At 49.8% G+C, this 13,742-nt stretch carries 9 protein-coding genes and 2 rRNA genes (1 of these 11 running past the window's edge); 3 read left to right on the top strand and 8 right to left on the bottom strand.

What is annotated here, in order from left to right:
- Window positions 1-2,348: ribosomal RNA gene (locus ACYX4J_RS18575) — 23S ribosomal RNA — on the top strand; it begins 534 nt to the left of the window's first position.
- 203 nt (window positions 2,349-2,551) lie between these two features.
- A 5S ribosomal RNA gene (rrf, locus tag ACYX4J_RS18570) occupies window positions 2,552-2,667 on the top strand.
- A gap of 794 nt (window positions 2,668-3,461) precedes the next feature.
- On the opposite strand, the gene ACYX4J_RS18565 is transcribed toward rrf, so the two are convergent.
- From ACYX4J_RS18565 to ACYX4J_RS18545, 5 genes are all read right to left on the bottom strand, one after another.
- Entirely contained in the window at window positions 3,462-4,871 is a 1,410-nt protein-coding gene (locus ACYX4J_RS18565) for a M20/M25/M40 family metallo-hydrolase (RefSeq protein ID WP_476177284.1), read from the bottom strand.
- Between the two features lie 30 nt (window positions 4,872-4,901).
- Window positions 4,902-5,252 carry a hypothetical protein gene (locus ACYX4J_RS18560; RefSeq protein ID WP_476177283.1) on the bottom strand — a complete coding sequence of 117 codons (351 nt, stop codon included), beginning with the start codon at window positions 5,250-5,252 and terminating at the stop codon, window positions 4,902-4,904.
- A 4-nt stretch (window positions 5,253-5,256) separates the two neighbouring features.
- The gene (locus ACYX4J_RS18555; RefSeq protein ID WP_476177282.1) at window positions 5,257-6,024 is read right to left on the bottom strand and encodes a TSUP family transporter; all 768 of its coding nucleotides are present in this window, start codon (window positions 6,022-6,024) and stop codon (window positions 5,257-5,259) included.
- A gap of 11 nt (window positions 6,025-6,035) precedes the next feature.
- Entirely contained in the window at window positions 6,036-6,653 is a 618-nt protein-coding gene (locus tag ACYX4J_RS18550) for a 1-acyl-sn-glycerol-3-phosphate acyltransferase (RefSeq protein ID WP_413664331.1), read from the bottom strand.
- Between the two features lie 63 nt (window positions 6,654-6,716).
- The gene (locus ACYX4J_RS18545; RefSeq protein WP_413664332.1) at window positions 6,717-8,300 is read right to left on the bottom strand and encodes a peptide chain release factor 3; all 1,584 of its coding nucleotides are present in this window, start codon (window positions 8,298-8,300) and stop codon (window positions 6,717-6,719) included.
- 277 nt (window positions 8,301-8,577) lie between these two features.
- On the opposite strand from ACYX4J_RS18545, the gene ACYX4J_RS18540 reads away from it, so the two are divergent.
- The gene (locus ACYX4J_RS18540) at window positions 8,578-10,344 is read left to right on the top strand and encodes an aminopeptidase P family protein (RefSeq protein ID WP_476177281.1); all 1,767 of its coding nucleotides are present in this window, start codon (window positions 8,578-8,580) and stop codon (window positions 10,342-10,344) included.
- Between the two features lie 34 nt (window positions 10,345-10,378).
- On the opposite strand, the gene ACYX4J_RS18535 is transcribed toward ACYX4J_RS18540, so the two are convergent.
- The 3 genes from ACYX4J_RS18535 to ACYX4J_RS18525 form a co-directional block, all read right to left on the bottom strand.
- Entirely contained in the window at window positions 10,379-11,053 is a 675-nt protein-coding gene (locus ACYX4J_RS18535) for a response regulator (RefSeq protein ID WP_444895235.1), read from the bottom strand.
- Window positions 11,054-11,059: 6 nt separating this feature from the next.
- Complete coding sequence (locus ACYX4J_RS18530; RefSeq protein WP_444926641.1) at window positions 11,060-12,508, bottom strand: ATP-binding protein; 1,449 nt, start codon at window positions 12,506-12,508, stop codon at window positions 11,060-11,062.
- 534 nt (window positions 12,509-13,042) lie between these two features.
- Entirely contained in the window at window positions 13,043-13,564 is a 522-nt protein-coding gene (locus tag ACYX4J_RS18525) for a hypothetical protein (protein WP_444926642.1), read from the bottom strand.
- Window positions 13,565-13,742 lie beyond the last annotated feature (178 nt).

The raw sequence follows: 13,742 nt of genomic DNA, 5'->3' as shown, positions 1-13,742 counted from the left end.
GGGTGACTGCGTACCTTTTGTATAATGGGTCAGCGACTTATTGTCTGTAGCAAGGTTAACCGCTTAGGGGAGCCGTAGAGAAATCGAGTCTTAATAGGGCGTTTAGTTGCAGGCAATAGACCCGAAACCCGGCGATCTATCCATGGGCAGGTTGAAGGTTGAGTAACATCAACTGGAGGACCGAACCCACTAATGTTGAAAAATTAGGGGATGACCTGTGGATCGGAGTGAAAGGCTAATCAAGCCGGGAGATAGCTGGTTCTCCTCGAAAGCTATTTAGGTAGCGCCTCGCGTCTCACCCTCGGGGGTAGAGCACTGTTTGGGCTAGGGGGTCATCCCGACTTACCAACCCCATGCAAACTCCGAATACCGAGGAGTGCAATCGCGGGAGACACACGGCGGGTGCTAACGTCCGTCGTGGAAAGGGAAACAACCCAGACCGCCAGCTAAGGTCCCAAATATCAGTTAAGTGGGAAACGATGTGGGAAGGCCCAGACAGCTAGGAGGTTGGCTTAGAAGCAGCCATCCTTTAAAGAAAGCGTAATAGCTCACTAGTCGAGTCGGCCTGCGCGGAAGATATACCGGGGCTCAAACTGATAACCGAAGCTGCGGATGCTCTTAGGAGCATGGTAGAGGAGCGTTGTGTAAGCCGTTGAAGGTGGATCGGGAGGTCTGCTGGAGGTATCACAAGTGCGAATGCTGACATGAGTAACGATAAGGGAGGTGAAAAACCTCCCCGCCGGAAGACCAAGGGTTCCTGTCCAACGCTAATCGGGACAGGGTTAGTCGACCCCTAAGGCGAGGGCGAAAGCCGTAGTCGATGGGAAACAGGTTAATATTCCTGTACTCGCTATTACTGCGACGGAGTGACGGAGAAGGCTAGGCCGGCATGGCGATTGGTTGTCCATGTTTAAGGTTGTAGGCTGGGGACTTAGGCAAATCCGGGTCCCTAAGGCTGAGAACTGATGACGAAGCCCACTTAGTGGGTGAAGTGGTTGATGCCCTGCTTCCAGGAAAAACTTCTAAGCTTCAGGTAATAGTGAATCGTACTCTAAACCGACACAGGTGGTCAGGTAGAGAATACCAAGGCGCTTGAGAGAACTCTGGTGAAGGAACTAGGCAAAATGGTACCGTAACTTCGGGAGAAGGTACGCCGGTTTTGGTGATGGGACTTGCTCCCTAAGCTGAGGCCGGTCGAAGTGACCAGGTGGCTGCGACTGTTTATTAAAAACATAGCACTCTGCAAACTCGTAAGAGGACGTATAGGGTGTGACGCCTGCCCGGTGCCGGAAGGTTAATTGATGGGGTTAGCTTCGGCGAAGCTCTTGATCGAAGCCCCGGTAAACGGCGGCCGTAACTATAACGGTCCTAAGGTAGCGAAATTCCTTGTCGGGTAAGTTCCGACCTGCACGAATGGCGTAACGATGGCCACGCTGTCTCCACCAGAGACTCAGTGAAATTGAAATCGCTGTTAAGATGCAGTGTACCCGCGGCTAGACGGAAAGACCCCGTGAACCTTTACTACAGCTTTGCACTGAACTTTGAGCCTATTTGTGTAGGATAGGTGGGAGGCTTTGAAGCAGCGACGCTAGTTGTTGTGGAGCCGTCCTTGAAATACCACCCTGGTATGTTTGAGGTTCTAACTCTGGTCCGTTATCCGGATCGAGGACAGTGTATGGTGGGTAGTTTGACTGGGGCGGTCTCCTCCCAAAGAGTAACGGAGGAGTACGAAGGTGCACTCAGCATGGTCGGAAATCATGCAATGAGCATAATGGTATAAGTGCGCTTGACTGCGAGACAGACATGTCGAGCAGGTACGAAAGTAGGTCATAGTGATCCGGTGGTTCTGTATGGAAGGGCCATCGCTCAACGGATAAAAGGTACTCCGGGGATAACAGGCTGATACCGCCCAAGAGTTCACATCGACGGCGGTGTTTGGCACCTCGATGTCGGCTCATCACATCCTGGGGCTGAAGCCGGTCCCAAGGGTATGGCTGTTCGCCATTTAAAGTGGTACGCGAGCTGGGTTTAGAACGTCGTGAGACAGTTCGGTCCCTATCTGCCGTGGGCGTTGGAGATTTGAGAAGAGTTGCTCCTAGTACGAGAGGACCGGAGTGAACGAACCTCTGGTGTTCCGGTTGTCACGCCAGTGGCATTGCCGGGTAGCTATGTTCGGACGGGATAACCGCTGAAAGCATCTAAGCGGGAAGCCTCCTTCAAGATAAGATCTCCCTGAGGCCTTGAGCCTCCTGAAGGGCCGTGGAAGACTACCACGTTGATAGGCTGGGTGTGGAAGCGTTGTGAGGCGTTGAGCTAACCAGTACTAATTGCCCGTGCGGCTTGACCATACAACAGAGATGGTTACTAACGACTAGCTAAGCTAGCGGATTGTGAGTTAGAGACATACGATCCCTTGCGGTGTATTACTACAGATTGTTTTACCGACTTATTTGGGGTTATCGCCGGTCAATAACATGACCGAGGCAAACAGCGATAACGCGGCAGGCCAAGCACATTGCTTATAAGACCAATGCCAACCCAAGCCAGTTTGCCTGACGACAATAGAGTTGTGGAACCACCTGATCCCTTGCCGAACTCAGAAGTGAAACGCAACATCGCCGATGGTAGTGTGGGGCTTCCCCATGTGAGAGTAGGTCATCGTCAGGCTTCTAATCCGAAAGGGCCACCCAACAGGGTGGCCCTTTTTTTATGGCTGAAAAATATTTTAAAAAACAAAACACAAAAAACAAAAAAGCTAAGAAAGAGAAAGCAGAAATTACTTGGCAGAAATTAAATAGAAAAAGATAAAAATAGCTCTGAAAAAATTTAATGCTCAACTTTCTATTTAAAAAATCAGTCAGTAATTAAAAAAAGAAAAGCCTAAAACTACCTGAGCACCTTAAATAGACGCTCGCCTAAAAAGCCTATAAAAATAGGTTTTTACCGATCTTCTCTCCAAGCGCCTTTGCGTTCACTCAAAAAATAATCCAACAAAAATAACCCGCGCAAATACCAGAAAAGTACCCATACCACTCCCGCCAAAAATTAAATTTAGCCGGTAAAAATATCGGTGATTTTTTAGTCTCTGCAGTAATCCCCTGTAACCACGGGGCCTGTAGCCCGTTTATTAAAGTTATGCACAACTCTATCCAGACTTTCTGTTAGTAACACCTGGCTGTGGAAATCCGCGCAAAAAGTGCTGCTTTTTTACCCGCCTTCAATAGAGCCAAGCAACCACGGGGCTGGCCGGGGATATCCCGGAGTTATACACAGCTCTATCCATGGTTTCTGTTGGTAACAAAGGCGCCATAAAACGGACATCAGTTATTAACAGTGTTATGAGCGATAAATCTGTGGATTACTGTGGCTGATTGGTACGCCGGTATGTGAGAGAAGAAAAATTTGGGGATAAAAAAAGCCCCACAAAGTGGGGCTTTAAAAATGTCGTCTGTATCTCTTATTTATTCAGAGGCAGTAGGTACTCGTCCCAGGTCTCCTTCCATCTCGGTGGTCAGGAAAGACATTACAACCCAGGCCGCTACATTCTGGCGAAGATTCTCAGGGTCGACTTTATCCAGGGTATCGTTGGGTGTGTGGTGATAATCGAAGTAGTCGGTACCGTCCTGGTATAGACCAAAGGCTGGCACACCGCGCGCAACAAACACACTGCTGTCTGGGCCACCATAAGATTCATTATTTCCGCGCTCAATACCCAGGGGGGCGAGGAGTTGCATCATTTGATCTGCAATATCAAATTTGCTCTCAGGGAGGCGGGTATCGAAACGCCAGATTTTCCCTGCTCCAAAGTCTGACTCGGAAACGGCAATAATATTGTCCAGCTCTTTTACGTGCGCCTCAACATATTGCTTAGCACCTACCAGACCAATTTCCTCTGCACCAAACAGCACGACTCGTAATGTACGACGGGGGCGCTGTGGCAGCTCAGCAATTAGACGTGCAGTTTCCATAACAATGGCAACCCCAGCTCCATCGTCCAAGGCCCCAGTGCCTTCATCCCAGGAATCCAGGTGTGCACCGATAATCATGACTTCTTCAGGTTTCTCACGGCCAGTAATTTCACCAATGACATTAAAAGAGGGGCCGTCACTCAGTCGCTCAGTTTCAACATCAAGTTTTACCTGGACTGGCTTGCCGCGTTGGAGCATAGCCTCGAGCAGGTTTGCATCAGGAGCGGAAAGTGCGAGTGCGGGAACTGGGCTCTCTACATCGTCAACCGACATCATACCGGTGTGGGCAAATCGGTCTGAGTCGGTTCCTACGGAGCGCAACAGCATGGCAACAGCCCCTTTTTCAGCGGCAGCGCGCATTCCCAACTTGCGACCTTGCGCAGCAGGACCGTAGCCTTCTCCCGTGCGCGCTCTCTCCATACGCTTATTGATAAAAGCGATTTTACCTTTCACTTGGCTGGCCGGGGCCTTCAACAGTGCCTGCACATCGGGAAACTCGATAATTTCCGCTGTTAACCCTCCCTCAGGAGTGGCGGCGCCATAGCCGAGGGAGGAGACAACTAGTGGCTGGGGGAAAGGTGATATGACTTCGGCGTGAGCATGGCCACGTATCCAGCGGGGCACCTCAATTTGCTCGGTATAGACGCGATCAAAGCCAAATACCTTCATTTTGTCTTGTGCCCAGGCAACGGCTCTTTCATCGCCCTCAGTGCCTGTCCGTCGTGGTCCAACCTCGACGGTCAAAGACTCTACAATACTGTAGGCGTCGGAGCTTTCCAGTGCCCGGTCACGTAATACTTCCGCCACAGATACATCTTCCTGTGACAGAGGAGCTGCCTGGGCTATTCCCAGTGCCATGGTAGTGATCAGTCCCCCGGTAAGGGAAAGCAGTGGTTTCAACATCGGTCTATCCTTTGTTAATACTCTTCGGTCTTAAGCTTTTGGCTCGTTATTTGATGAGGCCGCGACCAGTTGCTCGCGAATTTCACGTAACTTATGCAGCCCCTTCTCTGTAAATAAGTAGGGCAGCTCGCCAGTATATTCGCTGTCTTCAATACTGAGGCAACGTTGTCGCATCTCTTCAAGTTTTGGGTCGTGTCGCATTGGGCAGGCGAGGAGTGCTCGCCATTCAGTATCGCTGGCTTGCCCGGTGATTACATCTTCAAGGCCCTTAACAAAACTGCCCCGGTCCATTCGAAATCTGGGTCTGCGCAGGTGCATAAGAACCCAGACCACAATAACGAAGGCAATGAAAGAAAGAACAAGCGTTGCCAGCCAGGTCACGATATCAATCCTCCACTAATAGTTTTATTGCCACAGCAATGGTGGCAATAATGATTACCGGTTTGATAATACTGGCACCTCTTGCAATCACGAGGTTGGAGCCGAGACGAGCTCCTACAACCTGGGCAAAAGACATAGCGATAGCGAGCAATAAAAAAATATGGCCTCCAGCGATAAAAATTAGCATAGAGGTCACATTGGTAGCGAGCACAATAGGTTTTGTTGATGCCGTAGCCGCACGCATATTGTAGCCGAGTAGCGCTGCGAAGGCGGCTGCACAGATAGACCCCATCCCAGGGCCAAAGAAGCCCCCGTAAAAGCCGAGCCCACCGCCGACAGCTAGATTAAAAGTAACGTTATTGATTCTGGGTTTTGAATCAATGTCGGAAATGCGGGGGGACAGAATAAAGTAGAGGGCAATAGCAATGAGCAGGATGGGAAGTAAGGTATTGAGGCCGGCCTCCCCAAGTGAAGCGACTGTTAAGGTGCCTAGGCAGGAACCGATAATTGCAGCAAGTAGTCCTGGCCAGAGGGGGCGTAAATTCAACTGGCCTTTTTGCAGGAAGTTAATGGTGGATGATAGGGTGCCAAAGACGCTTTGAAACTTATTGGTACCGAGAGCATCGAGTGGGGGAATGCCGGCCCAGAGTAAAGCGGGGAGGGTGATTATTCCCCCTCCCCCGGCGATCGCACTGACAAAGCCTGCGGTAAAGGCGATTACTGTCAGTATCAGGTAGGTATAAGTAGAAAGCTCACTACTTAACTGTATCACGAGTGGACTGATTACCCCTTTTCAAGAGTACTTTCATTATCGTGGTAATACCCCTGATACTTGCTAAAGCGCTTTTGGATCTCTGCCATATCCTGTTCCAGATCACCGATAGGCTGGTACAGGGAGTCAATGCAAATACGCTTATTGGGAAAGTCCCAGGCAACAAGCAAAATAGGAACTTGAGCGGTATAGGAAATCCTTAAAAAACCGTTCTTCCAGCGCCCTACTTTTTTGCGGGTCCCCTCGGGAGTAATCCCCACCCACATTTTTTCATTTTCCCGGTAACTCGATGCAACTTGTAGAGCGATATTACCTGCGGCGCGCCTATCGGTAGGAACACCTCCAAGCCACATAAATAGTCCTTTAAACGGGAAGAAAAAAGCTTCCTTTTTCATGAGCCAGGAAATTTTAATACCCAATGCCATAATAAATGGCATGGCAACCACAAAATCCCAATTGGATGTGTGGGGAGCCAAAGCCACCATGACTTTTCTTTCTGGAGGGATTTCCCCATCCATTCGCCAGCCGAGCATCTTGATTATCAACTTGCCAATAGCTTTGGTGATGCGATTGCCCAGCCGAGGTACTTCATTAGGTACTTCAGTAGGTATTTCTACAAACTGACTCATTATTTGCCTCTTTCTTACTGCTGTCACACTAAGGTTTCAACAAAGGTACTTAGCCTTGCTGCTTTAGTGTTCCCGCGTGGCATAAAAGCGAACTTCCGGATAGCGCTCTTCAGCCAATTGTAAATTAACGCGCGTCGGTGCCAGGTAGGTCAGGTGTCCGCTGCCATCGAGTGCCAGGTTGGTACTGGCCTTGCGCTTGAAATTCTCTAGTTCTTTGGCACTTTCACTATCTACCCAGCGCGCAGTGTTCACGTTGACGTTTTCGTAGATGGCTTCAACTTTGTATTCGTCTTTTAATCGGTAAGCGACTACTTCGAACTGTAGTACACCAACTGCGCCCACGATAATGTCGTTGTTATCCAGCGGGAAAAATACCTGGGTGGACCCCTCTTCAGAAAGCTGCTGAAGCCCTTTTTGTAATTGCTTTAATTTGAGAGGGTCTTTTAAACGTATGCGACGGAACAGCTCCGGGGCGAAATTGGGAATGCCGGTAAACTTCAGTGCTTCGCCTTCGGTAAAGGTATCGCCGATCTGGATAGTACCGTGGTTGTGCAAACCAATAATATCGCCGGCAATGGCCTCTTCTACGTGGGTTCGGTCGCCAGCCATAAATGTCACCGCATCAGCAATTTTTACATCCTTGCCAATGCGCACATGCTTCATTTTCATACCGCGATTGTAGGTGCCGGAGCAGACACGCATAAAGGCAATTCTATCGCGGTGTTTGGGGTCCATATTCGCTTGGATTTTAAAAACAAAGCCGGAGAATTTATCTTCGCTGGGCTCTACTTTTCTCTCTTTGGTTTCCCGGGATTGGGGTGAGGGCGCCCATTCAACGAAACCATCGAGCATTTCCCTTACGCCAAAGTTACCCAAGGCCGTACCGAAAAATACCGGGGTCAGTTCACCGGCAAGATAAGCTTCCTGGTCAAACTCATGAGTGGCTCCACGAACCAATTCAATCTCTTCCCGAATATCCTCGGCGTACTCGCCAAGTAGTGCGTCAGCCTCAGCGGAGTCCAGACCCTTAATTTGAATATCATCGGGAATTCTGTGGCCCTGACCCTGGGAGAATACATGGATGGTATCGGTGTAGAGGTTATAGACCCCCTTGAAACCTTTTCCTGAACTCAAAGGCCAATTGATAGGGGCAGCCTGGATATTCAGAACTTCTTCAATCTCATCCATTACCTCGATCGGGTCGCGAATATCCCGGTCGAGTTTGTTGATAAATGAGAGAATCGGCGTTGTTCGCAAGCGGCACACATTCATCAACTTGATGGTGCGGTCTTCCACACCTTTGGCCCCGTCAATCACCATCAGTGCGGAGTCGACGGCGGTGAGTACCCGGTAGGTATCTTCAGAGAAGTCTTCGTGTCCCGGTGTATCCAGTAGGTTTACAGTCCTCTCTTTGTAGGGGAACTGCATAACGGAAGAGGTAACAGAAATACCGCGTTCCTGTTCCATCGTCATCCAATCAGAGCGTGCGTGGGGACCTTTTTTCCCCTTAACGGAGCCCGCTTGCTGGATTGCATTCCCGAACAAAAGAAGCTTTTCGGTCACGGTTGTTTTACCGGCGTCCGGGTGGGAAATAATGGCGAAGGTGCGGCGGCCGGCAAAGCCTGCCAGGGAAGAACTTTGACCCATACTTTAAGATTCGATCACTGGATATTCGAAAAAAATAGGGGCGTATTATACACGCAGGCGTTGCTCCGAGGGTGGGGTATACTGCGAAATTAGACTTGTCAGTTTACCAGCTCGGCGAATGGGGTCATGTCAATGGGCTGAGTTGCCAGCGGGACTGGCACACCTGGACAATTTGCTCAAATCCATTTGGATTAACACTGTACTCTGTTGTGGCCAACAGTCATCGAGGGGCTTTTAGCAGTGCAGTGGCAAACTCAGTTATTGAAGGGGAGAGGTTATGAGCCGGGAGCGTTTACAGGCATTGCGGGAAGAGTTGCAGCGGCAGGGTGTCGATGCTTTCTTGGTACCCCGGGCTGATGAGTACCAAAATGAAAGTGTGCCTGCGGCAGATGAGCGACTGCCCTGGCTGACAGGTTTCACTGGTTCCGCAGGAATGGCTGCGGTAGGCAGTCGAGAAGCGGCACTATTTGTTGATGGTCGCTATACCTTGCAGGCGCAGCAACAACTCGGTGATCAACCCATTGAGTTAATGAGCCTCAGTCAAGTCGCGATCATTGAGTGGCTATGTAGTCAGCTGGATGCCGGTCAGTGTCTGGGGTATGACCCGCGACTGCACACGGAGCCGGGATTGGCCTTGATCAAGAAGCGATTGGCTGAAAGGGATATCCAACTACAGCCGATGGAACAGAGCCCGATTGATGCCATCTGGAATGACCGCCCCGCATCTCCCTGTGGGCCTGCGCGCCCACACCCCTTCATCTTTACTGGTGAGCATTCCAAAGAGAAACGGCAGAGGATTGCCCGACGTCTTGCAGAAAAACGAGCCGATGCTTTATGGCTACCAAATCCTGAAAGCTGTGCTTGGCTTTTTAATATCCGTGGAGAGGATATTCCGCACTTACCAGTGGCCTTGGCCAATGCAGTCCTTTATCGGGATGGCAGTGCAACTCTTTATTTGGGGGAGGGCGCTGTAGGGGATGCGTTGATTGAGCACTTGGATAAAGATGTAAGTCTAGTCGTGGCCAAAGGGGAATTATTTGAAAATATTAAGCGCCGTCACGTCAATAAAATATGGATAGATCCCCTGATTAGCAACAGTTGGACTTTACAGCAATTGCGGGCACTGGATATTGAACTAATGCTGGAAGGTGACCCGGTCACTGAAGCCAAGGCCTGTAAGAATGCGATTGAACTGGCAGGGAGCCAGGCTGCACACGAAAGGGATGGTGCTGCGGTGTGTGAATTCCTGGCGGAAATACCTGAACAGGTTGCCACAGGCCATTTTGACGAATTGTCCGCAGTAAAGCTTTTACGAAGTAAAAGAGAGGCTCGCGAAGGCTTTCAGGGCAACAGTTTTGAGACAATTTCCGGCTATGGTCCGAATGGGGCCATTGTTCACTATCGGGTGAGCCCTGAATCCAGTTTGGCTATGAAGCCAGAAGGGGTATATCTGTGCGATTCTGGTGGCCAATATCCAGATGGCACCACCGATATTACCCGAACTGTTGCTCTGGGTGAGTTCCCGCCCTCGGCAAAAGAAAACTTTACCCGGGTTTTAAAGGGACATATTGCAATTGCGACTTTGCGATTCCCCAGGGGGACTTGTGGAGAGCAAATTGATGCGCTTGCACGCCGTTCGCTGTGGGAGGTAGGGCTGGATTATGCCCATGGTACCGGTCACGGTGTTGGTAGTTTCTTAAGTGTTCACGAGGGGCCACAGCGGATAGGTAAGGCTGTAACAGGTGTTGCTCTTCAGCCGGGGATGATCGTTTCCAACGAACCGGGGTTTTATCTCACTGGGCAGTACGGCATCCGTATTGAAAATTTGGTGTTTGTGAAAAAGAGCGAAAATTATCCAGATTTTCTAGAATTTGAAGAACTTACGTTAGCTCCGATCGATCGTAATTTGATTGACGTGGCACTACTCACTGAGACTGAACGGGAATGGCTGAATCGCTACCACCAGAGGGTGCGAGATGTGATTACCCCGCTGGTTACTGAAAAAACTGCTGAATGGTTAAAATTGGCTACTGAAGCTTTGTAGTGTGAATCTGGGGGCTGCGTGCCCCCAGGCATAATTAATTTATCTCAAACTTATAGCCAGCACCGTACACAGAGTGAATTAGCTCTTTTTCAGGCATAAGCACTGATATTTTCTTGCGCACTTTTTTGATGTGGCTATCAATAGTTCGGTCGCTGATTACGCGGTAGTCGGAATAGATACGGTCCATGATTTGTTCGCGGGAAAAAATTCGACCGGGCTCACTGTAAAGTAGGTCAAATAGGTGGAACTCCAGCGCAGTAAGATTGGCGTCTTTACCTCCGATTCGCAGTTGCCCGGTATTTCTATCTAGTTCGATGCCACCATTTCCGACTTCGCCCTTTTGTGGTCGACGGCGCAACACCGCTTTCACCCGTGCGACGAGTTCCCTGGGGCTGTAGGGTTTACAAACATAGTCGTCGGCACCGGATTCCAGGCCGCGTAAACGATCGGGTTCTTCAATTTGCGCAGTCATTATAATAATTGGAACGTCGTTGCCTTTTTGGCGAATCTCTTCGCAAATCTCCATCCCATGCCGCCCGGGTAGCATCAGGTCGAGAAGGATCAAATCCGGTTTCATAGTTTCCACTTTGGGGACAACCTGGTTACCATCAGAAATGATCTCGGCTTGATAGTCGGCGGCATGAAGATAATCCAGTAGTAGGTGCGCAAGTTCGGTTTCATCTTCGACTATTAATATTTTGGCGCTCATAACTTCCTACCATTTAATCCTTTGGCTTAGGGGTAAAAAAATACTTATTTCAAGGCCGCCCATAGTGGACGGAGTTGCAGAAATGCTACCCTCGTGTGCTGTAACAATATTTTGGCAAATTGACAGCCCCAAACCCGCACCGCCGGTTTCCCGGCTGCGTGAACTATCTGCCCTATACAGGCGCTCGAACAGGTGTGGTATATCAGCACTGGCAACACCGGGGGCGGAGTCGGCGAAAGTGATAATGGCTGTTCGGGCTTCACAGCGCGCAGTTACTTTGAGTTGTCCCCCACTATCGGTGTAGCGCAGGCTGTTGGTTAACAGGTTGCTAAATAACTGATTGAGGCGTGCTTCATCTGCGTAGACTAACTTATCTTCCGATAGTTGAAGGTCACTGTTTAAGTGAATACCTTTCTGGTCGAATGGAATCTCAAAGTCTTCGATAACACTTCGTAGGATATTTTCCAGGGAGATGTCGGACTTGCAGTAACTTAGTGCCCCCGCGTCGGAGAGAGACAACTCATAGAGATCATCTATCAGGCGGCTCAATTGTTGAATTTTGCTGTGCAGTATGCGCAGGTTCTCTGGTGTGGCTGATCTGATACCGTCTTGAATGGCTTCAATCTGCCCTTTTAATACTGCGAGAGGTGTGCGCAGCTCATGCGAAATATCTGCCATCCATCGGTTTCGGGCATGTTCATTTGCTTCCAGCGTTGCGGCGAGCCGATTAAAGTCAGCACTTAATTGGCCCAGCTCATCTCGCTGCTCTATATCAATACGGGTTTTGAAGTTGCCGGATGTAAGATGGGATGTCGCTTCGGTCAGCTTACGGATGGGCCTTACCAGCTGCCAAGCAAGGGGGATGGCAATGGCCAGTGCCAGAATGAAGGTGGCAACAGAGATAAGAGCGAAAGTCCGCGATTGCTCTTTAACAAATCCTACGGCCAAATCATCATCTAACACGGGTAGTGGATTGATAGCCAGGTAACCAACGGTTTCTCCGTCCACAACCAGAGGCTGCATTACCATGTTCTCAGATCCTGAATAACGACCTATCAGAGGTCTTTTCTCTTTGTTCAACAGGACCAGGCGGGCATTAAGCGACTTGCCCACTGCGTGTTCAGGTGGGGGCTCAGGCGGGCGGCGGGGGCCCCTCGTACCCGGAGGTGGACGATGTGGGGGTGGCATATCCTCAAAGTGACTGGACATCACGCGTCTGTGGAGTCTTTGCCAGCGCCTGCTATTGCCGTCGATAGATTGCCAGCTCCCTTCGCTGGCGTAGATTTCTTGTAACTCATCTACCAAATCGCCGACCTCGCGAAGCTCCTGAGACTGGATATAGGTCATAAAGCCATGCTTAAAGCTCCACTGAAAGAATACGAACATTCCGCCAACAGTAATTGCTGTAGTCAATAAGAAAGCGAGGCTTAGTTTATAGCGAATATTTAACGACATAGCCGGTAGCTTGGATTTCAGTAGCCTGTGTTCACAGTGAGCTCAGGTGCATTTTACTCTGTTTCCACTGAGGAAACGCGGCTCAGAAGATCAAGCCTACACTTACTGTAAATATCAGAGCAATCTTTTAACACTCCGAGAGTCTCACGATAAGAGCCCGAGCTAAGGAGCCTCTGAATAACTCCGTAATACCTCTGCGGGTCTTGAAGTCTGCAGATGTTAGGCGCAGCTCGCCGCGAATGGCCGTAGCCCTTTGCAAGAGCTGCAACGCAGCAGATGCGGCCTTCAAGGCCCGCCCTTCGGGGCTTGCAGAGCGATTCACACTCCGCGTTGCGACTTCTTGAAAGGTCTAGACATTCCTGCGAAGCCGCGCCTTGATTGTGAACCGCTCTGCATGCCAGAGGCATCACGGAGTTATTCAGAGGCTCCCTAAGTGCCAATATACTTAGCTTGGTTATCCAAAGCTGTTCTTGGGGCCTCCATGCCCTGAGTCGGTAGGAGAGATTGAGTCCCTACTGGTAGTTACTTCTATTGTTATCCAGGTTTGCCTGTGCTTACTCCCGGCTTTATTGGAGATGTAGAAAAACGATGCAATATCAGATCGGGCTTATCGAGCCGGATAAATAGAGTTGCAAGAATTCTCTTCCCTCCCCGGCTCCAGGTACTGTGGTCATGGGCGTTAAGAGTGACAGTAATTTGGTTGAAGCCCGATTTAAACAGCTTGTCGGGAAGGTGTAAGTCTGGACCATAGATTCGCTGTATTTTCTTACCGTTGATATAGAGATGGGCATGACCTTCCAGATATTGCTTTGAGGCATCATTGGCGTGGCGAGGGGATTCTAATTCGAACCGGTCGTAGTCTATATGTAGGTTATATCCGGACATTTTATCGCGACTAATGTCCAGTTCGATGCGCGGTGCAGCATTGTGTAAAGGGATCTCGACTACTGGGTGTTGGTCGCCGTTATGGCCTGTGTGAGAGTCTGGCTGTGCTGTAGCAAGGTTGGTCATTCCCCAGATAAAAGACCCGATTAGAACGGCTCGAAGAATTTTCATTATTGTCTCACTCCCAGGTTTGGCGATGGGGCAACATACTTCATTCAAACTGCTGTTGTTGTGAATACTTCTGGTTACCAGTGCTTTTAGTCTATCGGGTGCTATTGCTCCAGTTACTTCCATTACCTGGAGTGTCGGTCCCCGCAAAAACAAGGGACCGCAAAGCTTACACTTACTG

The organism is Microbulbifer sp. ABM4_008 (assembly GCF_056311705.1).
Note: the sequence above shows the minus strand (reverse complement) of the source record. Positions and strands in the feature narration are given on the sequence as shown.